The following is a 26,364-nucleotide window of genomic DNA, read 5'->3' as shown; positions in this document are numbered from 1 at the left end:
GTGGGGGACGGAGCGAAACGAACCCTAATCACGGGAGACCACCCGGTTGGTGAGAGTGCCGATTCCTTCGATGGCGACGCTGACCTCGTCGCCGACGTCCAGCGGGCCGACCCCTTCGGGTGTCCCGGTCAGGATGACGTCACCGGGGATCAGGGTCATGACCGCGCTCACGTGAGCGATCAGCGCGGGGATGTCGTATATGAGCTTGGAGGTGTGGGAGCTCTGCCTGACCTCGCCGTTGACCGTCGTGGTGATGCCCACGTCGGCGGCGTCCAGCTCGGTCTGGATCCACGGGCCGAGCGGGCAGAAGGTGTCGAAGCCCTTCGCCCGGGTGAACTGCACGTCCTTCTTCTGCAGGTCCCGCGCCGTGACGTCGTTGGCGCAGGTGTAACCGAAGATGACCTCGTGGGCCCGCTCGGCGGGGACCTCCCGGCAGAGCCTGCCGATGACCACCGCCAGCTCACCCTCGTAGTCGACCCTGCTGCTCAGCCCGACCGGGTAGGCGATGGCCTCTCCTGGGCCGATCACCGAGGTGGACGGCTTGAGGAAGACCAGCGGCTCGTCGGGGACGTCTCCGCCCATCTCGCGGACATGGTCGGCGTAGTTCTTGCCGATCGCGACGACCTTGCTGGGCAGCATGGGCGCGACCAGCTTGACCTGCGAGAGCGAGTGACGCTCGCCGGTGAGCTGGATCGGGCCGAACGGATGCCCAGAGATCGCCGAGATGAACTCTTCGCCTGGCCCGCCCTCGACCACGCCGAAGCCGACACCCTCACCTGTGGAGAACCTCGCTATACGCACATGACAAGGCTAGTCGGGCCCCGGGTCCCACCGGACCGTCCCGTCAGCGCCGAACACCCCACCAAACACCACGAAGCACGCATAAAGCACATATATCCAAAAAGATCACTAAAATCCCCAAACGCTCACACAAAGGCTTGCCCTAAGAAGCAGTATGTGCTGATTGCTGTTCATATGGGGGGTATTAGGAGCCATAGGAAACTTCCGGGGAAGCAGAACGTCTTCCCCTCGGGGGAGGGAATCGACGTGACCGAAGCCAACACGGTGAACAGGCCAGAGAACCCGGCGCCGCGGGCTCGGACCGACGTCGCCACGGGCCAGGGGGGCCTGGTGACCCCCAAGGGGACCACCAGCATCGACAGCGGAGTCGTGGCGAAGATCGCGGGCCTGTCGGCCAGGGAGGTCTCCGGCGTCTACAACATGGGTGTCGGTACCGCACGAGCGCTGGGCGCGGTCCGCGGCATGGTCGGCGGCGACAAGAGCACCGCGACGCAGGGCGTGTCCGTCGAGGTGGGCGAACGGCAGGCGGCCGTCGACCTCGACCTGGTGGTCGAGTACGGCGTGGCCATCCCCGACCTCGCCGCCTCGGTGCGCCGCAATGTGATCACGGGGGTCGAGCGCATGACCGGACTCGAGGTCACCGAGGTCAACATCAAGGTAGACGACGTCCACCTGCCCGAGCAGGACAGAGAGGGCGGGGGCAGGACGGACCAGGCCGAGGCGGGGCCGCGCGTCCAGTGAGCGAGCTCGCGCACGAGATAGCAGAGGCCGTACGGCGCTGCCCCGACGTGGCCGACCTGTCCGGTGGCCCCTTCGGGACCGTGGCGACCTACCTGCCGGGAGAACGGGTTTCCGGCGTCGCCCTGCGCGAGGACGAGGTCGAGGTCTCCGTCGTCGTCCAGCCGGGACGGCCGCTGCCGGAGATCGCCGACGAGGTGCGGGCCGCACTCGCGCCACTGGTGGGCGATCGGGCCGTGAACGTGCATATCGGAGGTATGCAATGAACCAGTTCCCAATTTGGTCGGTGATGGGGTTGTCCGTCGGCACCGCGCTGGGCTTCGCGGCGGCCTTCGGCGGCCTCGGCGCCTTCCTGCTGGTGCTCGTCCTGGGCGCCGTCGGCTTCCTCATCGGTCGCATCGCGGAGGGCGGCGAGATCGACGTGTCACGGCTGGCCCCGAGGCGACGATGACCACACCGGTCGAACACCACCCCACGTCCGCGGAGACGTCCGCCGGCGTACCCGGCCTCCCCACGCAGCGGGCCGGGAGCGTCTCCCCTTCAGGCACGGCTCCGGCGTCGTGGCCGTCCGGGACCGCCCCGCCCGTACGGACCGCCGTACCGGCGGAGCTGCGGGGCAGGACGGACATCCCCGCGCGGGTCGTCTCGCGCATCGCGGCCCGTGCGGCCGGGGAGGTGGCGCGGGTGCGTGAGGTCCGCGAGCGGGGGCCGCTGACCTTCGGGGGACACACCCACGCCACCGTCGACGGAGGCCTCGCCCTGCTGGAGCTTGAGGTGTCCGTGGAGTATCCGGCCCCGCTTCTGCGGATGGCCGAGGAGATCCGGCGGCACGTCGGCGAACGCGTCCGCGCGCTGACCGGTCTGACCGTCGGCCAGATCGACATCGACGTGACCGGAGCGGTCCCCGCCTCACAGGAGGACGACACCCACACGACCGGAGCGGCTCCCTCCTCCCAGGCCGGCGACACCGACATCCCCGGAGCGGTCCCCGCCTCACAGGAGGACGAAGGATGACCCTCCCTCCCTCGGAACCACCGGTCCCCGCCTCGGAGGAGGACACCGTCCCTCTTCCCGGCCCGCCAGTCCCCACCTCGGGGGAAAGGCCCGTCCCGGATCCTGTCTCCGGGACGGGTCCCGCCCCTGAGACTCCGACCGCACCCGGCGCGGAGGTCGCGGAGGCGACCACGCCGCCCGTCGCCCCGCGGGTTCCGAGGAATCCCAGAGCGGACAGGGCGGCGGTCAGGGCCTTCCGTCCGCGCCGGGTGGTCCCCGCTGTGATCACCGCCGCGCTGATGACCGTGGCGGGCGTCGTCGTGGCCGCGGAGGTGATCTCCGCGTTGCTCGGCCGCCCGCTGCGCTGGATACCGTACGACCGCCTGCTCGCCTGGGCGTCCTCGACCACATGGGACGATCCGGGGGTGTTGCTGGGCGCGGGCGTGATCACCGCGCTCGGCCTGCTGCTGGTGCTGCTCGCCATCGTGCCGGGACGGCCGAGGCTCATCCCGGTCAGGACCGGAGATCCCGATTTGATCATCGGCATGCAGCCGAGGAGCTTCACCCGCGCCCTGGCCCACGCGGCGGAACAGGTGCCCGGGATCGACCACGCCCGGGTGAGACTCCGGGGCAAGACCGCCGAGGTGACGGCCCACAGCCCGCTGCGGGAACCCGCCGGGCTGGTCGAGGCCGTACAGCGGACCGTGGTCGAGCGGATCGCCGCGCTCGGCCCGCTGAAGGACTATCCCGTACGCGTGAACCTGCGAGGAAAGTGATCACCATGGACAGGAAGACGGGGCGGGGCAACAGGCTGGGACTGCTCATCATGGGGCTGCTGCTGACACTCCTCGGTGGCTACACGCTCGCCCGCGGCGCGCACGCCCTGCCACAGACCATGGCCCCCGGCGGGGAACCGCTGGTCAATGACCCGGTACGGGCGGTCTTCGCCCGCTACGACCCGTGGCTGTGGTGGGTGATCGCCGCGGCGGCGATCGTGCTCGCCCTGTTCGGACTGCGCTGGCTACTGGTCCAGGGACGGCGCGACAGGCTGGGCGACTTCCGCCTGGAGAGCGGCTCGGGCGGGATCACCGACGTCCGCACCTCAACCGTCGCCAACGCGATCGCCGACGAGGTCGGCTCCCACCCAGCGATCCTGAGCGCCAGCGCCTCGATGATCGGCACGAAGGAACACCCCGCCGTACGGCTGCGCGTGGTCGCCGACGAGAAGGCCCCGATGAGCGCGGTCCGCGAACAGCTCAGCGGCTACGCCATCCCGCATATGCGCCAGACCCTGGAACGGGACCATGTACCCGCCATCGCCAGGGTCAGCCTGGAGGGCCCGTCGCACTCCCGCAGGGTCAGATAGTTGCCTGGACGGATTCCTCGGGTGGATTTCTTGGTCGGGTTGCTCGTGAGGGGGAGGCGGGGGTGGGGCAGGATGGCTTTATGAGCGTTGTGAAGATCAATGTGCTGACCGTCCCCGCTGAACAGCGCGAGGAGCTGGAGCGTCGCTTCTCCGGGCGGGCCGGGATAGTTGAGTCGGCTGACGGTTTCGAGTGGTTCGAGTTGCTCCGCCCGCAGGAGGGCACCGACCAGTACCTCGTCTACACCCGCTGGAGGTCCGAGGAGGATTTCACGCGGTGGACGGAGAGCCAGGCCTTCCAGCGAGGTCATGCCCAGGCGGCCTCGGACGCGGCTTCGCAGGGACAGGGTCACGGACACGGGCAGCAGCCCGGTCAGGGACACGGTCACGGCAGTGGCCCCGCCGCGACCGGGTCCACGCTCTGGTCGTTCGAAGTGGTTCAGAGCACCGGCCCCAAGGACGAGTCGTAGGCGACGGTGGGGCAGCGGCCTCGGGGGTCAGTTGTCCAGGGGGTTGGCCGCGACGCGTTCGGCGAAGCCGGTTCGCACGAACTGTCCGGCCAGGCTGTCCGGCTTGCGCTCGGCCTGGTCTCTGAAGCAGGAGACGAATTCCTGACCGATGCCGAGACGGGGATAGTGCTCCAGCACCTCGGCTCTGAGCTCTGCGGGGAAGGCCTCGGGGCGCCTGCCCGAGATGTCCAATCCGGTGGACAGCTCCAGCAGGTGCCCCTCGGGGTCCTCCGTGACGTCCACCTTGTCCCACATGTGATGAACGATCACCTCCGAGGCGCGCACGCGCCGTTCCACCGGCCACCCTGCCGCAGTGCAGAAAACCCACGCGAGATGGCCCCCCGCCTCCTCGAACGGCACGGTGTGACTGTCGAACTCCTTGACCAGCCCGATGTCGTGCAGCATCGAGGAGACGTACAGCAGTTCGGCGTCGAAGACGATGTCGTTCATCCCGGCATACGCCGCCGCCCACAGGTAGGCCCGCACGGAGTGGTTCAGCAGCGCGGGCGAGCAGTAGGCGGTCGCCACCTCCAGGGCGGCGCGGGTTGCTGCGGTCTCGGGAATCGCGATGTCGGCGAATTTCATGTGCCCAGCCTGTCGCGCCTCTGTACGGCTTACGAGTGGCCGGGAGGACAACTGTCGATAGGATTCCGCCATGGGGTTCAGGACGATCGCCGTGGTGTTGTTCGACGAGATCCCGCTGTTCGAGGCCTCGGTGCCGATCGCGGTCTTCGGCGAACGGCGGAGCGGGGTGCCGGAGTTCGACGTGCGTGTGGTGGCCGCGGAGGGGGGCCCCGTCCGGACGGACGCGGGCATCGCCCTGTCCGCGCCGTACGACCTGGGCGCCGTGGACGAGGCCGATCTGGTGATCGTGCCGACCTGGCGGAACCCACTCGTCCGCCCGCCCGCTCCGGAGGCGCTGGAGGCCCTGCGCGGAGCCCACGACAGGGGTGCGACGGTCGTCGGCCTCTGCCTCGGCACGTTCGTGCTGGCCGCCGCGGGGCTGCTGGACGGGCGCCCCGCCGCGACCCACTGGCGCTACGCCCCGCTGCTCGCCTCGACGTACCCGCGGATCCAGGTCAAGCCCGACGTGCTGTACGTGGACGAGGGCGACCTGCTGACCTCTGCGGGGAGCGCGGGCGGCATCGACCTGTGCCTTCATCTCGTCCGCAGGACATACGGCCAGGAGCTGGCCAACGACATCGCCAGGTCCTTGGTGGTGCCGCCGCACAGGGCGGGCGGGCAGGCGCAGTACATCGACCATCCGGTGCCGGTTCCGGCGACCGGTGACCCATTCGGCGAGACCCTTGAATGGGCCCTGCGCCACCTGGACCGCGAGCTCAGCGTGGACGCCCTGTCCGCCCATGCCATGATGAGTCGCCGCACCTTCGACCGGCGCTTCCGCCAGGTCACCGGCACCACCCCCACCCAGTGGCTGCTCCACCAGCGGATCCTGCACGCGCAGAGACTGCTGGAGACGACGAGAGAACCGGTCGAGCTGATCGCCCGCAGCGTGGGCTTCACCTCGGCGGTGGCCCTGCGGCCCCACTTCCGCCGCCAGGTTGGAGTGTCCCCGACCACCTACCGGGAAACCTTCGGAAACCCAGCCCCCCAGCCAGCCCTTCGGTAGCCCCACCGAGCGTTCTGGGCTCAACAGCCGTCTTGTCCGGAATGGGGTGTGGCTCGGGCGCGTCCACCATCAGCACTGGCGTGATTCTCACGCTGGATGGCTGAGAGCGCTATCACGCCGGTACGGCTCACCTCGCCAGGCTGGACACATGAAGCGAGCGCTGATCGTCATCGACGTCCAGAACGAGTATTTCACCGGCAACCTGCCGATCGCCCACCCCCCGCGCGAGGAGAGCCTGGCCAACATCCTCACCGCCATGGACACCGCTCACGAGCACGGCATCCCGGTGATCGTGGTCAAGCACACGGCCCCCGCCGAGTCTCCGCTGTTCGCGGCGGGAAGCCGGTCCTGGGAGCTGCACGAGGAGGTCGGGCACAGGCCGTACAACCATCTGCTGGAGAAGTCGCTGGCCTCGGCCTTCGCCAGGACGGACCTGGCCGAGTGGCTGGCCTCCCAGGAGGTCGACACCCTGACCATCGTCGGATACATGACGCAGAACTGCGACGAGTCGACCGCCCGCGACGCCGCCCACCTCGGTCTGACGGTCGAGTTCCTGTCCGACGCGACCGGCACCGTGGCCATGTCCAACCGCGCGGGCACCGTGACGGCCGAGGAACTGCACAACCACGTGCTGGTGGTGATGGACTCCAACTTCGCCTCGGTGGCCACCACCTCCGAGTGGACCATCGCCGCCGAAACCGGCGGCCCCCTCCCCCGCCCCAACATCTGGGCGAGCACCGAGATCGCCCGCGCACACCGCTAAACTAGCCCGACTCAAACGCGCCAGTGGCGGAAGTGACTTGGGCACACCAGTGACCGAATCGGCTTGGCGCGCCGATAACCGGGACTGGTCGTGGCTTGGACGCGCCGGTGGCCAGGCTGAGGAGCGAAGGAGCGGAGCGGATGAGCGACGAGGGAAGCCGCCGGCATTGGGGCGCCCGAGCCCGCGACGCCGCAGGCGGCGCAAAGCGACACCCCGTACGCCGTCGCGCCACGGCATTGGCTCTCTCGCTCATCCTCGTCGTGACCTGCGGCGCGACGGCCGGCCCCGCGGAGGCAGCGGACAAGATCAAACGTACGGCCGAGTGCCAGGGAGACTGGCTGCCCGCGACTCCCACCTCACCGGACATCATGGCCGGTGAGGTCGAGTTCGTCGGCCTGCCTCCGGTGAAGGTCGGCAAGGACGTCGACTGGCGTACCGATCCGTACCACAACCGCTCCTGGAGCATGGTCTTCCACTCGCTTCGCTGGATGGGCCGCCTGGTCGCCGACTACGAGACCACCGGGGAGAAGGCCTACCTGAGCAGGGCCACCGAGATCGCCAAGGACTGGGTGGCGGACAACCCTCGTGGCGGCGGGCCCAAGGCCAGCGCGTACGCCTGGCAGGAGCACCCGATCGCGCTGCGCGCCCCCGCGCTGGTCTGTCTCAGCAAGCACGTCAACGAGTCCTGGCTGTCGAAGAGCCTGGCCGAGCACGCCAAGGTGCTGGCCGACCCGGCCCTGTATGAGAAGGGCCACAACCACGGGATGGACCAGGACATCGCGTTGCTCGGCATCGGCTGCCGGTACGGTCACGAGGGATGGTCCAGTCTCGCGCTCAAGCGGCTGACCGGCACGGTCAAGCTGGACGTCGACTCCCAGGGAGTGCTGCGCGAGCAGGCTCCCCGGTACGCGATCTACGTCTATGAGCGGCTCAAGGTCGCGATGGAGCGCATCGAGGAGTGCGGCAGGAAGGTCCCCGCCGAGATCAGCAGGCGCTGGGAGTCGCTGGAGGACTTCATCTCCCACTCGACCCAGCCGAACGGGTTCATGGTCCCGATCGGTGACGGCGGCGCGGACGTGCGGCCCGTCGGATACGTCCACCCCAACAAGACGGTGCAGGTGTTCGGCAACGGCTACGTCTACGGGCGCACCGCCTGGGACGACCCGGGGTCGGCGTTCTACTCCATCCGGTTCGGTCCCGGCCTGAAGTTCCACGGCCACGAGGACCACCTGGGCGTGACCTACTACGCGCAGGGCCGGGACGTCCTGGTGGACGTGGGCTTCCACTCCTACGAGGACACCGGCTACCGGCGATGGACGATGTCGTCCGAGGCGCACAACACCTCCGCCGTTGTCGGCGCCGGGTTCAGGGGCAGGACGGCCACCGCGCTGAGCAGGTCCTCGATCAAGGAGGACAGGCAGAGCTACCGGCTGACCGACAAGGCGTACGGCGTGCCGAGAACCCGTTCCGTGCTGGTCAACCACGAGCAGGACGTGATGGCCGTGCTGGACACCGTTCCCTCGGGTTCCAAGGTGAGCAACGTCTGGCATTTCGCGCGCGAGCTGTCCACCGTCTCGAACGGCGGCGGCCGGGTCGTGGTCAAGGACAAGACGGGGTGGAAGGCGACACTGGTCCAGCTGTCGATGCCGTCCTGCAGACCGGTCGGCGGGCAGCGGGTCGTCAACGGCCAGCAGAGCCCGTACCAGGGCTGGGTCTCCCCCGCCTACCTGCAGAAGCAGGCTGCGCCCGCGGTCCTCTCCCCCGCCTCGGAGAGCGCGCTGCTCACCGTCGTGGTGCCGGGAACGGACAACCCCTCCGTCTCCTGCTCGGGCGGCAAGGTGCGCCTGCAGACGCCGAAGGGGCAGGTGAGCTTCACGGCCTCGGGCGCCGACCTGTCCTGAGGTCCGCGAGGCCGGGAGCTTCGAAAAAGGAGGAGGGGGGTACGGCCGGGCCGTACCCCCCTCCTCCTTCGTTTCTCCCGCCGGTCAGTCGGCGGCGTGGCCCGCCCTGAGCAGGCCGTAGGTGACGGCCTGCTCAAGCGCCTGCCAGGAGGCCTCGATGATGTTCTCGTCGACGCCGACGGTCGCCCACTCGGTGGTCTCGTCGCTGGAGGTGATGAGCACGCGCGTGACCGCGTCCGTGCCGTGGGTGCCCTCGAGGATCCGCACCTTGAAGTCGATCAGCTCGACGGCGGACAGCTCGGGGTAGAGCTTTTCGAGTCCGAGCCGCACCGCCTTGTCCAGGGCGTTGACCGGGCCGTTGCCCTCACCGGTCGCGACGATCCGCTCCCCCTTCGCGTGCAGCTTGACGGTGGCCTCGCTGACCAGCTCGCCGCCGCGGGTCCGCTCGACGATCACCCGCCACGACTCGACCTCGAAGTGGCGCCTGCGCTCGCCCGCGACGGTGTCGCGGAGCAGCAGCTCGAAGGAGGCGTCCGCGGCCTCGAAGGTGTAGCCCTTCGACTCCAGGTCCTTGACGCGCTCGACCAGCTCACGCGAGGTCTCCGGCGACAGCTCGTAGCCGAGTTCCCGCCCCTTGAGCTCGACGGAGGCGCGTCCCGCCATGTCGGAGACGAGCATGCGCATGTCGTTTCCGACCTGGGCCGGGTCGATGTGCTGGTAGAGGTTGGGGTCGACCTTGATGGCGCTGGCGTGCAGCCCGGCCTTGTGCGCGAAGGCGGAGACGCCCACGTAGGGGGCGTGCGAGTTCGGGGTGACGTTGGTGACCTCGGTGATCGCGTGCGCGATGCGGGTCATGTCCGCGAGCGCCTCCTGCGGGACGAGGTCGAAGCCCCGCTTGAGCTGGAGGTTGGCCACCACGGTGAACAGGTTGGCGTTGCCGGAGCGCTCGCCGTACCCGTTGGCGCATCCCTGCACGTGGGTGGCGCCCGCCTTCACCGCGGCCAGGGTGTTGGCCACGGCGCAGCCGGTGTCGTCGTGGCAGTGGATGCCGACCCTGGCCGAGGTCTGGACCGCGGCGTGGACGACCTCGGCGAGCTCGTCGGGAAGCATGCCGCCGTTGGTGTCGCACAGGGCGATGACCGAGGCGCCCGCCTCAGCGGCGGTGCGCAGGACCTCGAGCGCGTAGGCTGGGTTGGACGTGTAGCCGTCGAAGAAGTGCTCGGCGTCGAGGAAGACTCGCTGGCCCTCCGCACGAAGGTGAGAGACCGTGTCGCGGATCATCGCGAGGTTCTCCTGGAGAGTCGTGCGAAGGGCCAGCTCCACGTGCCGGTCGTGACTCTTGGCGACAAGGGTCACGACCGGCGCGCCGGATTCGCGCAGCGCGGCCACCAACGGGTCGTCGGCCGCCTTCACACCGGCTCGGCGGGTTGCGCCGAACGCGGCGAGCTGCGCGTGTTTCAGATCGAGCTCTGTTTGAGCCCGTCTGAAGAACTCTGTGTCCTTGGGGTTGGCGCCCGGCCAGCCGCCCTCGATGAAACCGACACCGAGACCGTCCAGGTGGCGCGCGATGGCCAGCTTGTCGACCACCGTGAGGTTGAGGCCCTCCTGTTGGGCGCCGTCACGGAGTGTCGTGTCGTACACGTGGAAGCGGTCATCAGCCATATCAGTCTCCTTCGCGGGTTTTCGATGATTCGCCGCGCGCTCATTCGGCTTCGAGAAACAAAAAAACCCCTCACGGACGTGAGAGGTCTGCGCGCTGGCGGTGTCCCTTGTCAGCCAGCGCGCCTGCCGATAATGAGCAGACCGTAGAACATGATGCTTCGGAGTCTGCCACACACCGCCACCACTTGACACATTGATCTCAGTATCCGGGACACGTGTCCCGTGGACACGGGGTCGGCGCATAGCGCGAACCGCTCGCACGGACTGGACCTGACCAGCAAGAATGGGTCGCATGAAGGCGACTTATCTGGACCCGGCCGTCGGGCAGTATCTGCTCGCGCACACCACCCTGCCCGACGACGTCCTCGACGCGCTCGCCCTGGAGACCCGGGAGGTGACCGGCGACAGGGCGGGCATGCAGATCTCTCCGGACCAGGGGCGGTTTCTCACCATGATCGTCCAGCTCAGCCACGCGGAGAACGTGGTCGAGGTGGGGACCTTCACCGGCTACTCCTCCATCTGCCTGGCCAGAGGGCTCGGCCCCGTCGGCAGGCTGACCTGCTTCGACATCAGCGAGGACTGGACGGCGATCGCCAGGCGCTACTGGGAGAAGGCGGGCATCGCCGAGCGCATCGAGCTCAGGATCGGGCCGGCCGCGGAACGGCTGCGGGAGCTTCCCGAGGATCACCCCGTCGACCTGGCGTTCATCGACGCCGACAAGCCCAGTTACCCCGTCTACTACGAGATCCTGATGTCCCGTCTCGCACCGGGCGGCCTGATCCTGATCGACAACACCCTGTGGAAGGGGCGCGTCGCCGACCCCACCGTCGACGACCAGGCCACCAGGGGCATCCGCGAGTTCAACGACCTGGTCACGGCCGACAGCCGGGTGAGCTCGCTGATGCTCCCGATCGCCGACGGCCTCACCATGATTCGAAAGCACTGACGAGAACTTCTCCGAACCACAGGCGAGCGGGAATCTTTACGGTTACTTTGGGTTGCGTGTCAAACACGTTGCGCCCACTCGCTCGGAGGGGATGATGAAGGCATGGCCAAAGTCCTGGACCGACCGACCACAAAGCCGCCGCAAGAGGACCCTCCCACCGAGCTTGCGAGGCGGCTCCCGGAGATGTGCGAAAGCTGGCCCGATCGACGTGTCGAGCTCATCGACGGCCGGATCGTGGTGAGGGAGTTGCCCACCGATACCCACAACAACATCGTCTTCTGGATCCTCATGCAGCTCGCCGGCGTCGTGACCGAACGAGGGTGGAAGATCTGGCCCGACATCAAACTCCACCTCGGCCCACAGGCCGATCGATACCGTCCCGACCTCACCGTCGTGCCGGCCAACCCCAGGATGTGGGACAGGAACGAGGTTTACGGCGACGTCACCCTCCTCGCGGTGGAAGTGGTTTCCCCGAGCAGCGTCAACGACGATCACGTCATCAAGCCGCGCAACTGCGCGCAGGCGGGCGTACCGCTCTATCTCGTCATCGACGTCTTCGAGGAGCAGGTGCGCCTGCTCAGCCGTCCCAATCACAAGGGATACCAGCAAGAGGTCATCACCAAGTTCGGTGGCTTCATAGAGCTGCCGGAGCCGTGGAACCTCACCATCGACACCAGCAGTCTGCCCGGGACGTAGAACCGCCGACGAGGAAAGCCCGGCCGATGGGGGCCGGGCTTTCCTTCCACAGGGGTACCGCCGCGCCCCGGAACGTTCACCGGATCACACGTCGCTCCTCGGCGCCGGTCAGAGCCATGTCATCGCTCGCCGGGGAACGTCTCGAACACGGTGAAGATCCGTGGTCGTCGCATCAGCAGATCTTGTGGACCCAGCCGTGGGTGTCGGGGCGGGAGCCGTACTGGATGCCGACCAGTTCCTCGTGGATCCTGGCGGTGACGGGCCCCCGGGTGCCGTCGCCGACGGTCCAGGCGCGGTCGGCGCCCTTGATCGAGCCGACAGGGGTCACGACCGCGGCCGTGCCGCAGGCGAAGACCTCGGTCAGCTCGCCGGACTCGCAGCCCGCCTGCCACTCCTCGATCGACAGGCGCCCCTCCTCCGCGGTCAGGCCGAGGTCGGCGGCGAGGGCGAGGATCGAGTCGCGGGTGATGCCGGGCAGCAGGGTGCCGGTGAGGGCCGGGGTGAGCAGGCGGTCGCCGTAGACGAAGAACAGGTTCATTCCGCCCATCTCCTCGACGTAGCGGTGCTCGTTCGCGTCGAGCCACACGACCTGGTCACAGCCCTGCTCGACGGCCTGGCGCTGCGCGACGAAGGCCGCGGCGTAGTTGCCTCCGCACTTGGCGAAGCCGGTGCCGCCGGGGGCGGCGCGGGTGTACTCGGTGGACAGCCAGACCGAGACGGCCTTGTCCGCGCCGAAGTAGGCCGCCGCGGGCGAGGCGATCACCATGTAGCGGTAGGACTTGGAGGGGTAGTTCACGCCGAGCGCGGCCTGCGTGGCGATCATGAAGGGGCGCAGGTAGAGGCTGTGGCCCGAGGTCGTGGGGACCCAGTCGCGATCGGTCTGGACGAGGAGCTCCAGTGACCCGACGAACGTCTCCTGCGGCAGTTCCGGCATCGCCATCCGCGCCGCCGACTGGTTGAAGCGGGCGGCGTTGGCGTACGGCCTGAAGGAGGCGATCGCGCCGCCCTCCTGACGGTAGGCCTTCAGCCCCTCGAAGAGCTCCTGGGCGTAGTGGAAGACCGCGGTCGCCGGGTCGAGGCTGAGCGGACCGTACGGCATGAGCCGCGCGTCGTGCCAGCCCTCCCCCTCCGTGTAGTCGATAGAGATCATGTGATCGGTGAAGGACTGACCGAATCCGGGACTCGCCAGTACCTGCTCTCGCTCGGCCGCGGTGCGCGCGTGGTCGGAGAGCTGCACGTCGAAGCTGAGCTTCTGAGCGGTGGTCATGACGGAGATCCTTCTCTTTGTGACGGACTGCACCTGAGTCCATTCTGCGATGGACCAGATAACGGGAAACTACTGCATCTATGTCGAAACCCGGCAGTGCCGGATGGGGCCGAACGAAAAAAGACGCGCCTGGCGGCTCCGAAGAGCCGCCAGGCGCGTCTGAGGTCGGGTAGGCGGCTTCCTCAGCCGGCTACTCGGGCGGTGATGTCGTCACCGATCTCGTGGGTGGTCCGCCCGGCCCGGCCGGTCAGGCGCTCGACCAGGTCGTCGGCCACGGCCTGCTCGACCCTGGCTGCCTCCTCGGCAAGGCCGAGGTGGTCCAGAAGCATGGCGACCGACAGGATCGTCGCGGTCGGATCGGCCTTGCCCTGGCCCGCGATGTCGGGGGCGCTGCCGTGGACCGGCTCGAACATGCTGGGCGAGGTGCGGTCGGGGTTGACGTTGCCGCTGGCCGCCAGGCCGATGCCGCCGGCGATGGCGGCGCCGATGTCGGTGATGATGTCGCCGAAGAGGTTGTCGGTGACGATCACGTCGAACCGCTCGGGCTGGTTGACGAAGAACATCGAGGCGGCGTCGATGTGGGAGTAGTCGGTCGTGACGTCGGGGTACTCCAGGCTGACCCGGTCGACGGTGCGGGCCCAGAGGTCACCGGCGAAGGTGAGGACGTTGGTCTTGTGGACCAGGGTCAGCTTCTTGCGCGGCCTGCTGAGCGCCTTCTCGAAGGCGTAGCGGACGACGCGCTCGACACCGTGGGCGGTGTTGAGCGACTCCTGGGTGGCGATCTCGTGCGGGGTGCCACGGCGCAGCACGCCGCCCGCGCCCGCGTAGAGGCCCTCGGTGCCCTCACGGATGACGACCATGTCGATGTCCTCGGGGCGCGCCTTGCCCAGCGGCGTCTCGACGCCGGGGAAGAGCTTGACCGGGCGCAGGTTGACGTAGTGGTCGAGCTCGAAACGGAGCTTGAGCAGCAGCTCGCGCTCCAGGATGCCCGGCGGCACGCTGGGGTCGCCGACCGCGCCGAGCAGGATCGCATCGTATCCGCGCAGCTCGTCGAGAACCGGCTCGGGGAGAACCTCGCCGGTCCTGTGGTACCGCTTGGCCCCCAGGTCGTAGCCGGTGGTCTCCACCTTCGTGCCGACGGCTTCGAGGACCTTCAGGCCCTCGGTGACGACCTCGGTCCCGATCCCGTCTCCGGGGATCACAGCCAGGCGAATGTTGCGCGAATCCATGACCGCACCCTACCGGTCTGTCTCGTCAATCGAACACCAATCTCACCCATCGGACACATCTTCCCTGAGCAAGGCTTATGAATTTTGTCCTATTTGCGATCTTTTGACCGTTTCGTTAAGGTCCTGGCCATTCGCATCGTCGCCTAATTCGCGCAGGCCACCCCCCTTTTCCGGCCTGCGCGGAGCCGGGGAACCACTTCCGGGGCCCGCGAGGCGTCCGGGCCGCACTCCGTCTCGCGGAGCCCGCCCCGGCCTCTCTCAACACGGGCCCCTTGGGGCGAGTCGGCGCTCTCTCGCGCCGTAGGGCGACCTCCACGCCCGAGCCCGACAGCTCACCCGGCCGGCCTTATGGAAGGAACGATCCTGACCGGCAAGACTTACCCCCGTGTCCTGACCCTGATCGTCACCGGCGCCACCGTGTTCGCGACCCCCGCCCTCGCGCTGGCAGACTCCCCGCTCGCGGCCCCCTCCCCCGCCCTCACCCAGGCCGGATTCTTCCTCGCATCCCCCGCCCCGAACTCGGAAATCTCAAACCCGGCCCCCTCCCCTCTCGTCTCGACCGACACCCCCCTCCCCTCACCGGAACCCACGACCACCTCCCTGCCCGGCACCTCCCCCGAGGTCAGGAAAAAAGTCCCCGCCTGGCGCAAGGCGATGCGGTGGGCCCTGTCCAAGCGCGGCGTACCCTACGTCTGGGGCGGCACCGGCAACGGCGGCTTCGACTGCTCCGGCCTGATGCTCCGCGCGTACGGCGCCGCGGGGATCCACCTGCCGCGCACCGCCGCCGAGCAGTACAACGCGTTCTCCAGGAAGATCGCCTGGAAGGACCTCAGGCCGGGTGACCTGGTCTTCTTCCACGGCCTCGGCCATGTCGGCATGATCACCAAGCCCGGCTACATGGTCCACGCCCCGCACACCGGCGATGTGGTCAAGGTGGAGAAGCTCGAGGCCTGGCGCCGTGCCAGCTTCGTCGGCGCCGTCCGCCCCGACCCGAAGGGAGTCAAGCTCTCCATCGAGCGGGCCGCGCTGGCCAAGCAGGTGAAACTGGCCACGCAGTCCGCCGAGGCCGCACAGCCCGACCAGAACCCGCAGACCGACCAAAGCGCCCAGACCGACCAAAGCCCCCAGACCGACCAGACGACCGACGGCTCGGCCGCCACGCGCGCGCCCGCCTCCTGACCCCGTCCCCTCTCACCCGGGACTCTCACCCGGGACGCCGAGGGCGGCCCGATCGGCGGAAAGCCGCTCCGCGATCACGCGCGTGATCGTGGAGCGGCTTTCCGCTCCGGTCTCCGCGGACCTCCCCGGCGGCCGATCCGGAGAACCTGGTCCACCGGCAGGCCAGGTCAGCCTTGACAGGCAGATCAGCCGTGACGGGCGGCGAAGATGACGTCCCACGACCGGCTGAGCGCGCGCACGACGGCACCGAGCAGCACCCCGCTGTCACCCAGGGTGCTGGCGACCACGGTGGGGCGCAGCGGGCCGAGCTCGGCGATCCTGGAGGAGATGGAGTCGCCGAGGAGGTCGAGATTACGGCCGACGCCACCGGCGAGCACGACCACCTCGGGATCAAGGACCGAGGCCACCGCGACGATCAGGCTGCCGATCCTGCGTCCCTCGGCCTCGACGACGGCCAGGGCCGCGGGGTTCCCGGCCGCCGCGGCACCGAAGACCTCCTTCGCGCTCCGCAGGCACAGCCCGGCCGCGCGCGCCGCCCGCACCACGCCGAGGGCGCCGGTCACCGCCTCGGTCGGTCCGTGCTCCAGCTCCTCCCGGCCGGAAGCCGTCCCCTCCGCGACGGGCAGGTAGGAGACCTCTCCCGCGGCTCCGCGCGCCCCCGAGTACAGCTCACCGTTGACGACGATGCCCATGCCGACCCCGGTGCCGATGGACACCAGCGCGAAATGCGACCGCCCCTTGCCCTCACCGTGGGCGTGTTCGCCGAGCGCCGCCAGGTTGATGTCGTTCTCGATCGCCAGCTCGGTCCGCAGGGCGACGCGCAGCCGGTCCCACAGGCCGGGACCGCCCCAGTCCGGAAGGTTCGAGGCGAGGTTCAGGCGCCCCGTCTCCTGGTCGTAGACCCCGGGGCTGCCGACCACCGCGTAGGCGATGGAGGACCAGTCGAGACCTGCCTCGGCCAGGGCCGCCTGGGCCAGCTCACGGACCCGGCGGACCAGGTCGTCCTCGGTGCGCGCGTCGTTGCGCCCGTCCCTGCGCCCGACGAAGCGTCCCCTGAGATCGGCGACCGCGACCCGGATCCGGTCACGGCCGATGTCGACGCCCGCGACGTGCAGCGCACCCGCGTTCATGTCGTACAGCGAGGTCACCGGGCCGGGACGCCCCGAGACCTCGCCGACCAGACGCACCAGGCCGCTCTCCTCGAGCCCTGCGAGGGCCGCCGAGACCGTCGGCTTGGACAGACCGGTGACTTTCGCCAGGTCGGCCCGCGAGGCCGGACCGTGTTCGAGGAGCCGGTCGAGGAGGCGTCGCTCGTTCATCACCCGTAACAACCGTGGATTGCCGAGCTGGCCTCGCACCTAGCCCTCCGTTCTCCTGTGGGATCCCGGAGAAAAGGCTAGCCAACCGCTCCCGATGGTAAACCCGCTTTACCTACCGGTCCGGCGCGGAAGATCAGCGCGCGCCGAGGACGGCCACGTCTCAGGAGCGGGTGGGAACCCCGCCGTTGTCACGGCGGTCGAGCGCGGTCTGGAGGGCCTGGGCGGCCTCGTCCTCGGTGTCCTCGGGACGGTTCCAGGGATACATGTCATACATGGTGTTTCTCGTCTCAGTCGCACAGGAGCAGAAGAAGGTGATCCGGATTCCGATGGGTCCGGATCGGGCCCGGGATCGCGGATCCGGGTCGCGGATCGGCGAGGGAGCCTGGGGCCGGCGAGCGCCATCACACCGCGGCGAGTTGCCGGCCCGCCCCTGTCAGGCCTCGCCGCGGCAGGTAATGAGTACGAGAACCTGGCGCATTGCATGTCATGCTACCCGGCCGTCAAGATGCCGTCTCGCCAATCGTACGGATTTCTCACATATTGAGATGATCTCGGAGGGCAGGAGGCACCGCGAGGAACGTTCCCGAAACGGAAACGGCTGCCGTCCCCGAGACTCCGGGGCGGCAGCCGTACCGTCGGCGAACCGTGGGCCGAGGCGCGTTTCCTGGATCGGACGGTGACCGTCGATCAGGTTGCGGACCTATGCGAACACCACCGTCGACACAACCTAGTCGGCCAGGTCGACCGAGCGGCCGCTGTCCGCGCCGATCTCGGCGCCGATCTGGTCGACCACGTTGGCCGGGATGGCGGAGTCGACGGTCAGCGCGATGAGGGCCTTGCCGCCCTTGACGTCCCGGGCCACCTGCATGGAGGCGATGTTGATGCCGTGGTCGCCGAGGATGCGGCCGACGACGCCGACGATGCCGGGGCGGTCGACGTAGGTGAAGAACGACAGGTGGTCGGTCGGCTCGATCTCCATCTGGTAGCCGTTGACCTCGACGATCTTCGTGATCTGGCGCGGGCCGGAGAGCGTGCCGGAGACCGAGACGGCGCGGCCGTCGGCGAGGACACCGCGGACGGTCACGACGTTGCGCCAGTCGGGGCTCTCCGTGCTGGTGACCAGCTCGACGGTGACGCCGCGGTCCTTGGCCAGGAGCGGGGCGTTGACGTAGGTGACGGAGTCCTCGACCACGTCGGTGAAGACGCCCTTGAGCGCGGCCAGCTCCAGCACGCGGACGTCCTGGGAGGCGATCTCACCGCGCACGTCGATGTCGAGCTTGGTCGCGACCTCGCCCGCGAGGGCGGTGAAGACCCTGCCGAGCTTCTCCGCCAGCGGCAGGCCGGGCTTGACGTCCTCGGCCACGACGCCGCCCTGGACGTTGACCGCGTCCGGCACGAACTCGCCCGCGAGGGCCAGCTTCACGCTGCGCGCGACCTGGGTGCCCGCCTTCTCCTGGGCCTCGTGGGTCGAGGCGCCCAGGTGCGGGGTGACGACGACCTGGTCCAGCTCGAACAGCGGGCTGTCGGTGACGGGCTCCTTGGGGAACACGTCGATGCCCGCGCCCGCGACGCGGCCTTCCTTGATCGCGGAGTAGAGCGCTCCCTCGTCGATGATGCCGCCGCGGGCGACGTTGACCAGGCGCACCGACGGCTTGACCTGGTGGAGCTCGCGGTCACCGATGAGCCCGATGGTCTCCTTGGACTTGGGCAGGTGCACGGTGATGAAGTCCGACTCGCGCAGGACCTCCTCAAGCGAGGCCAGCCTGACGCCCATCTGCGCGGCGCGGGCGGGCTGCAGGTAGGGGTCGTAGGCGATCAGCTCGACGCCGAACGGCTGCAGGCGCTGCGCGACCAGCTGGCCGATCTTGCCGAGGCCGAGGATGCCGACGACCTTCTCGTCCAGCTCGACGCCGGTGTACTTCGAGCGCTTCCACTCGCCGCCCTTGAGCGCGGAGTGCGCCTGGGCGACGTTGCGGGCCGAGGCGAGGATCAGCGCGACCGTGTGCTCGGCGGCGCTGGTGATGTTGGAGGTGGGCGCGTTGACGACCATGACACCGGCCTTGGTCGCGGCCTCCACGTCCACGTTGTCGAGACCGACACCGGCGCGGGCGACGACACGAAGCTTGGGCGCGGCGGCGATCGCCTCCGCGTCCACCTGGGTGGCGCTGCGCACGATGAGCGCGTCCACGTCGGCGAGGGCGGGCAGGAACTGGGCACGGTCGGCGCCATCGGTGTGGCGGACCTCGAAGTCCGCGCCCAGGACAGCGAGACCGGCCTCGGAGAGTTCCTCTGCGACCAGTACGACGGGCTTGTTCACAGGCTAGATCCTTTGGAGACGTGGAGGCTGCGGACGGACCTCACGTAGTCTATCTGCGCTTGTGAACGCGTTCACGAGTGTCCCGCGATCCGAGACGTTTACCCACCTAGTCCACCTTCCATGCCCCCAAAATTCACCTTGGTCTTGATCCAGAGAAATCTTCGCTATTACCCTGATAAGCCGTGGTTCACTACCTAAGGTTCCTTATATGAGCATCGGGAACCCCGCTCTCGGCGACGTGCTCGCGCAGCACGGCGGCCCGCACCGGCTTCTGGCAGCGCTGGCCGAATGGGGACTCCTCGTTGCCGTGCGTCCCGACCGCTCCGTCGTGCTCGGCACGACCCAGGCGGGCGATCGGGTCCTGCTCGGATACACCTCGCAGAGCACCTACGCGCGGCACCGCGGCAGCCACTCCCTCTCGGCGTGCGACGCCGACACCATCCTCGACATCCAGCGCGTCACCGGCGTGCGGGAGATCGTGATCGACGCCGCGGGGCCCGCGGCGGCGGCCGTGCCGATCGAGGACCTTCAGCGGTACCTGCTCTCGACCCGCACCGGGCCGACGCCCGCGCTGTCGAGCGCGTCTCCGACGGCGTACGCGACCGGGGCGATGGCCACGGTCGCGCGCCCCCCGGCGGTGAGCCCGCGCAAGGTCCCCGTGCCCGCGATGCCCGCCCAGCCGTGGATCCCCGCGCCCCGCCCGCACCTGTCGGGGCCGATGCAGATGGTCGACCCCGGCTACCGGCGGTGCGAGCATCCGATCCTGCCCGCGCTGCGCGGCGCGATCTCCTACGTGCTCGCCGACTACCCGCTGGTCCACCACGTGTGGATCTCCGAGGCCAAGACGAGTTCCGGCGCCCCGGGGATCATGCTCCATGTCAAGGTGCACATGTCGGCGGCGGAGGACGTGGTCAGGGACATCCATCGCGGGGTACGCGCCCGGCTGCCGCAGCTCGCGGCGAGCGAGGCGCCGATCCTGATGGCCAGGGTCGCCGACGCGCGCAGCGAGCAGCGGATGATCGAGATCGGCGCCCACGTGGTCTGCGCCGACGTCACCGACTGAGAAACGCAGGCCGGGCGGAGATCGTCCCCCCTCCCGGTCTGTGTCTCCCGGTACGCCTTTCACGCGGGAACCCCCCGATTCCTCGCGGGAACGGGCGCCCGCCCTCTCACGAGGACCGGCGCCCGGCGGCATTCGCTATCCGGCCCGCCGTACCGGTGTGACCTTTGTCCTGGCGAAGGCCGTGACGATCAGTCCGGCCACCAGCGGCAGCCCGATCCCCACCGCGAGGAGCGTCGGCCACGGCACGCTGAAAGCGATGCCCGCCCTCTCGAACGGGATCCCGTTGACCCCGATCTCTCGCCTGCTGTAGGTGTTCGCGAAGTCCCGGCTCACCGTGGCGAGTCCGGGGAACAGCCCGATGAGCAGCCCGAGGGGCACACCGACCCCGGCGATGAACAGCGCCTGCCCGGCCACGACCAGCCTGCGGATCCCGGGAGGCGCGCCGACCGCGGAGAGCGTTTCGAGATCGGGCCTGGCGTCGGCGGCGGCCAGCCCGGCGACGGCGAACGTGCAGCCGAACACGACCAGCCCCGCAAGGAGGGCCATGACCCAGATGGTCATGCTCTCGTTTCTCCTGTCCCGCGGGACTCCCAGCTCAAGCCAGACCGCCACCTTGGAGGTGACGGCCCGCACGGGCCCGCTGACCAGCTGCTCCTGCCGCGGGGTCACGGAGGCGACCTTCGGATCGACGATGAGCTGGGTCAGCTTGGGGACGAACCCGGACCCGGTGAGAGCGGCAGCCGGCATCACGCCCAGCACCACGGACGGCTCCCTGAGGGTGGCGACCGTCGCGGGGAAGGCAACCGGTGCCTTTTCCTCCGCCAGTTCCACGTTCCATACGCTGAGGTGGACCTTGCCGTCCCTGACCGCCTTCGGATTGAAGATCACCGCTCTGCCTCCGGCCAGCGCCGCCTCCGCCGCCGCGTCGGTACGGCCCAGCAGCAGGCGGAGCAGATCCGGCCCGCCGACCGGGAGCAGCTCCAGCGGCCCCATCGAGACATCGCAGTTCTCGCAGGTGCCGTCCAGCTGCGAGAAGTACACGGCCCTGCCCCCGGAGTCCACCGCGTGGTAGCTCTCCACCAGCGGCACCCCGGGCAGCTTCGCCTCGACGATGGGACGGATCCTCTTCCAGGCCTCCTCGGTGACGTCGTCACCGTAGACCGCCAGGGTGCCCCGCGGGTATCTCGGCATGTAGTGCTTCTCATACGCCGTTTGGTTGCTCGCGACACTGACGGCGACCGTGCTGAAGGCCGCGGCGGCGGCCAGCACCGCCACGATGGCGGGCGCGGTGCGGCTCCGGTTGCGGGAGGCGTCGCGGACGGCCAGCCTGAGGGGCAGCGGGAGCCCTCCGGCCCGTCGTCCGGCCAGGCGGACCAGCCAGGGCATCACCATGACGAGGCCGAGCAGCCCGAGCACCCCGCCGAGAAACATCACCGCCTCGGTGTCCCCCCGGCTCCCGTAGAGCATCGCCGCGCTTCCCAGCACGAGGAGCAGAAGTCCCGGCAGCGGCCATCCCGCCCGGGCCCGCGCCTCGGCCCGCCGCCCGGCGAGCGCGGCCACCACGTTCACCCTGGCCGCCTGCACGGCGGGCACCACGGCCGCCACCACCCCGCTGAGCACACCGAGCGCGGCGACCAGCGCGATCTGCCCGGCCGGCACCTCGAACGGCCCCAGCTCGCCTGCGGGCCAGACCCCGAGGTAGGACACGATGCCCCTGGCGGCGCCGATCCCGAGAGCGGCGCCGAGCACGGCGGCGACCAGCCCCAGGGTCAGCCCGTCGGCCAGCACGACCATCTTGAGGTGACGGGCCGAGCCGCCCTGGGCGGAGATGAGCGCGAGCTCCCTGCGGCGGCGGCGGATGCCCACGGCGAAGGCGGGGCCGGTCATCAGCACGACCTCGATCACGGCCAGGGTGATTCCCAGGAGGAGCGTGGCGACGTCGTTCACGCTGATCACCGGGCTGCGTGGCATGTTGATGACGAGCCGCGCCTCCGCACCCGGCGGCGGGCCCTCGAGTACCGCCCGCGATATCACGGCCATCCCGGCCCGGTTGAGCCTGAGCGTCTCCTTCCAGGTGACCGGGGCCGGGGCGTCGGTCAGCCAGAACCTCCTGACGCCGGAGGTCTCCGAGGCGGGGATCAGCGAGCCGGGAAGCCCGATGATCGTTCTGCCGGGGCCGTACGGCCGGTCACGCACCGTTCCCACGACGCGTTTCGGCACGTCGTCGACGGTGTATCCGAGCGTCGTCCCGATCGCCGTCTTCAGGGAGACGGTGACGGCCACCTCGTCCGGTGTCCGTGGGTAACGTCCCGCCACGAGCGGGTGCATGCCGTTCGTCAGCGGATCACGCAGGTCCAGCTCCCGGATCGCCGCCTGGTCGTAGGCGTCGTCCGTCCGGTACACGGCGTAGTCCTCGCTCATCGGGACGAGCCGCCATCCGGGGCCGGCCAGGGCCTGGACCTCCGCCTGGGAGCGGGGTTTCCCCGTTCGCGAGGGCTCCCAGGATCTCCCGTCCAGCTCCTGGCGGATCGGCGTCGCGGCCCCGGTCTCGGCCAGTCTGGCGTCGGCCGTGCCCAGGTCCACGGGCAGCCGCTCCAGCGGCGTCATCTCCCGGGTGGTGACCAGCGTGAGCGCGACGGTGACGGCGAGGACCGGCAGGCCGATCATGACCACGATGAGCGCGCTGCGTGCCCTGGCGCGCGTGATGTCCCGGCGGGAGATCCGTAACGCGGCGAGGAACGCGCTCATCGGGCGCTCTCCAGAGGGGTGGCGGTGGAGTCGGCGATCTCGCCGTCGCGCAGGAAGACCACCCGGTCGGCCCAGGCGGCGTAGCGGGGTTCGTGGGTGACGAGGAGAACCGCCGCTCCCGCGTCGCAGCGGGTGCGCAGGAGCTGCAGGATCTCGTCGCCGGTCGGGGTGTCGAGGGCCCCGGTCGGCTCGTCGGCCAGGAGCAGCCGCCGCTCCCCGACCAGGGCGCGGGCGATCGCGACCCGCTGGCGCTGGCCGCCGGAGATCTCTTCGGGGAAGCGGTCCGCGACGTCACCGAGCCCGACCTCGGCCAGGACCTCCAGCGCCTCGTGGCGTGCCTTCTTGAAGGCGACCCCGTCCAGCTCGCGGGGAAGTGTCACGTTCTCCAGCGCGGTGAGCGACGGGATCAGGTTGAGGTCCTGGAAGACGTAGCCGACGTGGCGGCGGCGCAGCCGGGTGAGCTCCTTGGCGGACAGGCTCCGCAGCGGGGTGCCCTCGACGGTCACGGCGCCCGAGGTGGGCAGGTCGAGGCCGCCCGCGAGGTTCAGCAGCGTGGACTTCCCCGATCCCGAGGGGCCCATCACCGCGATCAGCTCCCCCGCCGCGACGTCCAGGCTCACCTCCCGTAACGCCTGTACGGCCTGCGGCCCGTCACCGTGCACGCGGCTCACGTCCGCGAGCCGTACGACCGGATCGAAACTCATCTTTGTCTCTCCTGCGTTTGGGGGGAGGCCGTGAGCACGGCCTCGCAGTGGTCGAGCCAGCGTTGCTCGGCCTCGGCGTGAAAGATCATCGAATCGAGCACAAGGCGTTGGGCTGCGCCATCCGCGCCCTCCGTACCGGCGCGCTTGGCGCGGGTGAGTGCCTGCAACGCGCGCATGGTCGTGGTGCGCTGGGCCTGGATGATCGGCCGCACGTCGGCCGACGCGGCGACCGCCATCGCGAGTTTGATGACCAGTTCGTCCCGAGGCCGGTCCGACTGGGCGACGGGGGTGCTGAACCATCGCTCCATCTCGGCCAGACCGGCCTCGGTGATCGTGTAGACGACCCGGCCCTGGTCGTCCTGCTCGCCCGGAGCCACCAGGCCGTCACGTTCGAGCCGGGAGAGCGTCGTGTAGACCTGGCCGATGTTGAGTGGCCAGGTCGCCCCGGTCGACGCCTCGAACTCGGCCCGCAACTGGTAGCCGTAGCGGGGCCCCTGGCTCAGCAGAGCGAGGAGTCCTTGTCTGATCGCCATGGATACTGAGTATGCATACTCAGTATGGTCACGGCAAGAGATCCGCATATTCTGGACAGGTTCCACCGCTGGGGCGGATACTCGGGGGATGAGCTCGACGCATCCCCCGTCCCGCGCGTCCGATGGGGACCGCGATCGTGCGATCAATGAGCTTCGTGACCGCGCCGTCGAGGGCCGCCTCTCGCACGACACGTTCCTCGGCCGGGTGGACATGGCCTTGCGCGCCCGAAGTCAGGGCGAGCTCGAGAACCTGGTCGCCGATCTGCCGCAGCGCGGCCGGTTCCGCCGGATGGTGACCGAGATCGTCTCCTCCGCGTCCGACTTCACCAAACGGGTGGAGTCCGCGTGGCGGCGGCCGAGGCTGCCCAGGCTGGCGCTGCCCGGCGACAGCCGTACCCGTTACGTGGTCGGCCGGGGCTCGGCCTGCGACCTCGTCCTGGCCGATCTGACCGTTTCCCGGGTGCACGCCGAGCTCCGCCGCGACGAGGAGGGGTGGATCGTCGTCGACCTCGGCTCGCTCAACGGCACCAGGCTCAACGACTGGCGGCTGGTCGGACCGGCGAAGGTCCGGCCGGGCGACGTCCTCTCCTTCGGGGACTGTGTCTTCCTGGTGATCACCCCTCAGCTGATCTGAGCCTCCTCGCGGCTCCGAGCGTCTCGGCGGTGAGGGTGTAGCGCGTCGTCAGCAGCAGGCTGATCCCGGCGAAGATCGCGGGCAGCAGGGTCCCGCCGTACAGCGCGGCCGTGATCGCCGACTGCGGCTGCGCGACCGGCGCCGCGGAGTCCGACTCGACGAAGCCGGCCGCGCCGAGCAGCCAGCCGAACACGAGCGCGCTCAGCGCGAATACCACGGTCTCGCAGGCCGTCCAGAGCCCGGTGAACGCCCCCGCGCGCCGCCTGCCGGTGACCAGGGTGTCGTGGGCGATGACGTCGGACAGCATCGAGAACTGCAGCAGTTGGAGCCCGGCGTAGCCGACACCGACGACGAGCACGCACAGGTGCGCGTACAGGAACCCGGACCTCCAGGCGAAGGCCATCCCGACCGCGCCCACCGCGAACAACGCCGCGGCCAGGATCATCGCGCCCCGCTTGTCGTAGCGCTGGGACAGGCGCACCCACAGCGGCATCGTGACCAGCAGCGGGCCGACGACGCACAGGAAGAGCGTGGTGGTGGCCCCGGGGTCGCCCAGGGTGTAGGTGGCGAAGTACGGCGCGCCCGCCAGCAGCGCGCCCGCGGCGAACATCTGCGCGGAGTTCAGTTCGAGCAGCACCATGAACGGCCTGCTTGAGCGGGCCGCGGCGAACTGTGCCCTGATCGACGGCTCGATCTCGGCCTTGGCGACCATGGGGGCGCCTGCCGTACCGAAGAACGACGCGAGCATGGAGACCAGCAGCGCGGCCCCGACGAGCAGGCCCATCAGCCGGTAGCCGGAGGCGTCGGTGCCCGCGATCGCGGGCGCGACGGAGCCGGACAGCAGGATCGCGACGCCGACGAAGACCATCTTCCACTGCAGCAGCGCGGAGCGCTCATGGTAGTCGTCGGTCATCTCCGCGGGCATCGCCTTGTAGGGCACCTCGTAGAAGGCGTAGGCGGTCGCGGTGAGGAGGTAGCAGACGGCGACGTACAGCGCGGCGGGCACCCCGGTGAGCGGCGGCCCCGCGAACGTCAGCGCGAACGTCACCGGCAGGGTCAGCGCGCCCAGAAGCATCCAGGGACGGCGCGCGCCGAACCGGGAGACCGTACGGTCGGAGCGCTGGCCGATCCAGGGGTTGACGAAAACGTCCCAGAGCTTGGGCAGGAAGGCGACCAGCCCGGCGATCCAGGCGGGGATGGCCAGCACGTTGGTCATGTAGATCAACAGGAGCAGCCCGGGGACCGTGGAGAACGTCCCGGTGCAGACCGAGCCAACGCCGTAGCCGACGCGCACCGAACGGGAAACGGTTGGGGCCCCGGAGGCGGGGGCCGGTGTGACCATGGTCACATTCAAGCGCACAATCACCTA

The 26,364-nt window shown here is 69.5% G+C and carries 26 protein-coding genes and 1 riboswitch; of the genes, 15 read left to right on the top strand and 11 right to left on the bottom strand.

The features are described 5' to 3' along the window. Window positions 1-24: 24 nt before the first annotated feature. Window positions 25-801, bottom strand: coding sequence for a fumarylacetoacetate hydrolase family protein (locus tag AB0395_RS17520; RefSeq protein WP_366281694.1), 777 nt, complete (start codon window positions 799-801; stop codon window positions 25-27). 327 nt (window positions 802-1,128) lie between these two features. Between AB0395_RS17520 and AB0395_RS17515 the strand changes: the two genes are divergently transcribed. The 7 genes from AB0395_RS17515 to AB0395_RS17485 all read left to right on the top strand — a co-directional run bounded on the left by AB0395_RS17515 (window position 1,129) and on the right by AB0395_RS17485 (window position 4,365). Beyond that, window positions 1,129-1,542 (top strand): Asp23/Gls24 family envelope stress response protein, encoded by a 414-nt coding sequence (locus tag AB0395_RS17515; RefSeq protein ID WP_366281749.1) that lies wholly within the window; start codon window positions 1,129-1,131, stop codon window positions 1,540-1,542. Further along, complete coding sequence (locus AB0395_RS17510; RefSeq protein WP_366281692.1) at window positions 1,539-1,805, top strand: hypothetical protein; 267 nt, start codon at window positions 1,539-1,541, stop codon at window positions 1,803-1,805. The genes AB0395_RS17515 and AB0395_RS17510 overlap by 4 nt, the downstream gene beginning before the upstream one ends. Continuing rightward, window positions 1,802-1,990 (top strand): hypothetical protein, encoded by a 189-nt coding sequence (locus AB0395_RS17505; protein ID WP_366281691.1) that lies wholly within the window; start codon window positions 1,802-1,804, stop codon window positions 1,988-1,990. The genes AB0395_RS17510 and AB0395_RS17505 overlap by 4 nt, the downstream gene beginning before the upstream one ends. Further along, on the top strand, window positions 1,987-2,553 hold the full coding sequence (locus AB0395_RS17500) for an Asp23/Gls24 family envelope stress response protein (protein WP_366281689.1): 567 nt from the start codon (window positions 1,987-1,989) through the stop codon (window positions 2,551-2,553). The genes AB0395_RS17505 and AB0395_RS17500 overlap by 4 nt, the downstream gene beginning before the upstream one ends. Next, on the top strand, window positions 2,550-3,308 hold the full coding sequence (locus AB0395_RS17495; RefSeq protein WP_366281687.1) for a DUF6286 domain-containing protein: 759 nt from the start codon (window positions 2,550-2,552) through the stop codon (window positions 3,306-3,308). Before AB0395_RS17500 ends, AB0395_RS17495 begins: the two co-directional genes overlap by 4 nt. 5 nt (window positions 3,309-3,313) lie before the next feature. Next, window positions 3,314-3,898 carry a hypothetical protein gene (locus AB0395_RS17490; RefSeq protein ID WP_366281685.1) on the top strand — a complete coding sequence of 195 codons (585 nt, stop codon included), beginning with the start codon at window positions 3,314-3,316 and terminating at the stop codon, window positions 3,896-3,898. Between the two features lie 80 nt (window positions 3,899-3,978). Further along, on the top strand, window positions 3,979-4,365 hold the full coding sequence (locus AB0395_RS17485; protein ID WP_366281683.1) for an antibiotic biosynthesis monooxygenase: 387 nt from the start codon (window positions 3,979-3,981) through the stop codon (window positions 4,363-4,365). A gap of 27 nt (window positions 4,366-4,392) precedes the next feature. Here the strand turns inward: AB0395_RS17485 and AB0395_RS17480 are convergent, their stop codons facing one another. Further along, window positions 4,393-4,989, bottom strand: a complete 597-nt coding sequence (locus tag AB0395_RS17480; protein ID WP_366281682.1) for an HD domain-containing protein — start codon at window positions 4,987-4,989, stop codon at window positions 4,393-4,395. Between the two features lie 70 nt (window positions 4,990-5,059). On the opposite strand from AB0395_RS17480, the gene AB0395_RS17475 reads away from it, so the two are divergent. The 3 genes from AB0395_RS17475 (at window position 5,060) to AB0395_RS17465 (ending at window position 8,698) form a co-directional block, all read left to right on the top strand. Next, the gene (locus AB0395_RS17475; RefSeq protein ID WP_366281680.1) at window positions 5,060-6,034 is read left to right on the top strand and encodes a helix-turn-helix domain-containing protein; all 975 of its coding nucleotides are present in this window, start codon (window positions 5,060-5,062) and stop codon (window positions 6,032-6,034) included. Between the two features lie 148 nt (window positions 6,035-6,182). Continuing rightward, window positions 6,183-6,797, top strand: a complete 615-nt coding sequence (locus AB0395_RS17470; protein ID WP_366281678.1) for a cysteine hydrolase family protein — start codon at window positions 6,183-6,185, stop codon at window positions 6,795-6,797. Between the two features lie 140 nt (window positions 6,798-6,937). Continuing rightward, window positions 6,938-8,698: a heparinase II/III family protein gene (locus tag AB0395_RS17465; protein WP_366281677.1), complete on the top strand. Its 1,761-nt coding sequence runs from the start codon at window positions 6,938-6,940 to the stop codon at window positions 8,696-8,698. 84 nt (window positions 8,699-8,782) lie between these two features. On the opposite strand, the gene cimA is transcribed toward AB0395_RS17465, so the two are convergent. Beyond that, the gene (cimA, locus tag AB0395_RS17460) at window positions 8,783-10,360 is read right to left on the bottom strand and encodes a citramalate synthase (RefSeq protein WP_366281675.1); all 1,578 of its coding nucleotides are present in this window, start codon (window positions 10,358-10,360) and stop codon (window positions 8,783-8,785) included. A gap of 292 nt (window positions 10,361-10,652) precedes the next feature. Here cimA and AB0395_RS17455 point away from each other — a divergent pair, with 292 nt between their 5' ends. Further along, entirely contained in the window at window positions 10,653-11,306 is a 654-nt protein-coding gene (locus AB0395_RS17455; protein ID WP_366281673.1) for a class I SAM-dependent methyltransferase, read from the top strand. 102 nt (window positions 11,307-11,408) lie between these two features. Next, entirely contained in the window at window positions 11,409-12,002 is a 594-nt protein-coding gene (locus AB0395_RS17450) for a Uma2 family endonuclease (protein ID WP_366281671.1), read from the top strand. A 172-nt stretch (window positions 12,003-12,174) separates the two neighbouring features. Here the strand turns inward: AB0395_RS17450 and AB0395_RS17445 are convergent, their stop codons facing one another. Both AB0395_RS17445 and AB0395_RS17440 read right to left on the bottom strand, forming a co-directional pair. Beyond that, a complete protein-coding gene (locus tag AB0395_RS17445) occupies window positions 12,175-13,269 on the bottom strand; it encodes a branched-chain amino acid aminotransferase (RefSeq protein WP_366281669.1) in 1,095 nt (364 codons plus the stop codon). Window positions 13,270-13,451: 182 nt separating this feature from the next. After that, window positions 13,452-14,498, bottom strand: a complete 1,047-nt coding sequence (locus AB0395_RS17440; RefSeq protein WP_366281667.1) for a 3-isopropylmalate dehydrogenase — start codon at window positions 14,496-14,498, stop codon at window positions 13,452-13,454. A gap of 145 nt (window positions 14,499-14,643) precedes the next feature. Further along, window positions 14,644-14,859: riboswitch (cyclic di-AMP (ydaO/yuaA leader) on the top strand. On the opposite strand from AB0395_RS17440, the gene AB0395_RS17435 reads away from it, so the two are divergent. Further along, complete coding sequence (locus tag AB0395_RS17435; RefSeq protein ID WP_366281665.1) at window positions 14,847-15,677, top strand: NlpC/P60 family protein; 831 nt, start codon at window positions 14,847-14,849, stop codon at window positions 15,675-15,677. It overlaps the preceding riboswitch by 13 nt. A 185-nt stretch (window positions 15,678-15,862) precedes the next feature. Here AB0395_RS17435 and AB0395_RS17430 read toward each other — a convergent pair whose 3' ends face one another. Both AB0395_RS17430 and serA read right to left on the bottom strand, forming a co-directional pair. Then, complete coding sequence (locus AB0395_RS17430) at window positions 15,863-16,996, bottom strand: ROK family transcriptional regulator (protein ID WP_366281663.1); 1,134 nt, start codon at window positions 16,994-16,996, stop codon at window positions 15,863-15,865. 727 nt (window positions 16,997-17,723) lie between these two features. Continuing rightward, entirely contained in the window at window positions 17,724-19,313 is a 1,590-nt protein-coding gene (gene serA, locus AB0395_RS17425) for a phosphoglycerate dehydrogenase (protein WP_366281661.1), read from the bottom strand. Window positions 19,314-19,521: 208 nt separating this feature from the next. Between serA and AB0395_RS17420 the strand changes: the two genes are divergently transcribed. Further along, window positions 19,522-20,376, top strand: a complete 855-nt coding sequence (locus AB0395_RS17420; RefSeq protein WP_366281659.1) for a hypothetical protein — start codon at window positions 19,522-19,524, stop codon at window positions 20,374-20,376. A 135-nt stretch (window positions 20,377-20,511) separates the two neighbouring features. Here the strand turns inward: AB0395_RS17420 and AB0395_RS17415 are convergent, their stop codons facing one another. From AB0395_RS17415 to AB0395_RS17405, 3 genes are read right to left on the bottom strand one after another with little or no spacing between them, the layout of a single operon-like run. After that, window positions 20,512-23,124, bottom strand: a complete 2,613-nt coding sequence (locus AB0395_RS17415) for an FtsX-like permease family protein (RefSeq protein WP_366281657.1) — start codon at window positions 23,122-23,124, stop codon at window positions 20,512-20,514. Continuing rightward, entirely contained in the window at window positions 23,121-23,828 is a 708-nt protein-coding gene (locus AB0395_RS17410) for an ABC transporter ATP-binding protein (RefSeq protein WP_366281656.1), read from the bottom strand. Before AB0395_RS17410 ends, AB0395_RS17415 begins: the two co-directional genes overlap by 4 nt. Further along, window positions 23,825-24,361, bottom strand: a complete 537-nt coding sequence (locus AB0395_RS17405) for a PadR family transcriptional regulator (protein ID WP_366281654.1) — start codon at window positions 24,359-24,361, stop codon at window positions 23,825-23,827. Before AB0395_RS17405 ends, AB0395_RS17410 begins: the two co-directional genes overlap by 4 nt. An 88-nt stretch (window positions 24,362-24,449) precedes the next feature. Here AB0395_RS17405 and AB0395_RS17400 point away from each other — a divergent pair, with 88 nt between their 5' ends. Continuing rightward, window positions 24,450-24,995: a DUF1707 and FHA domain-containing protein gene (locus AB0395_RS17400; RefSeq protein ID WP_366281653.1), complete on the top strand. Its 546-nt coding sequence runs from the start codon at window positions 24,450-24,452 to the stop codon at window positions 24,993-24,995. Here AB0395_RS17400 and AB0395_RS17395 read toward each other — a convergent pair. Next, on the bottom strand, window positions 24,976-26,337 hold the full coding sequence (locus AB0395_RS17395) for an MFS transporter (protein WP_366281652.1): 1,362 nt from the start codon (window positions 26,335-26,337) through the stop codon (window positions 24,976-24,978). The genes AB0395_RS17400 and AB0395_RS17395 overlap by 20 nt on opposite strands. Window positions 26,338-26,364: the final 27 nt, after the last annotated feature.

This window comes from Streptosporangium sp. NPDC051023 (assembly GCF_040689595.1).
GTDB lineage: Bacteria > Actinomycetota > Actinomycetes > Streptosporangiales > Streptosporangiaceae > Streptosporangium.
Note: the sequence above shows the minus strand (reverse complement) of the source record. Positions and strands in the feature narration are given on the sequence as shown.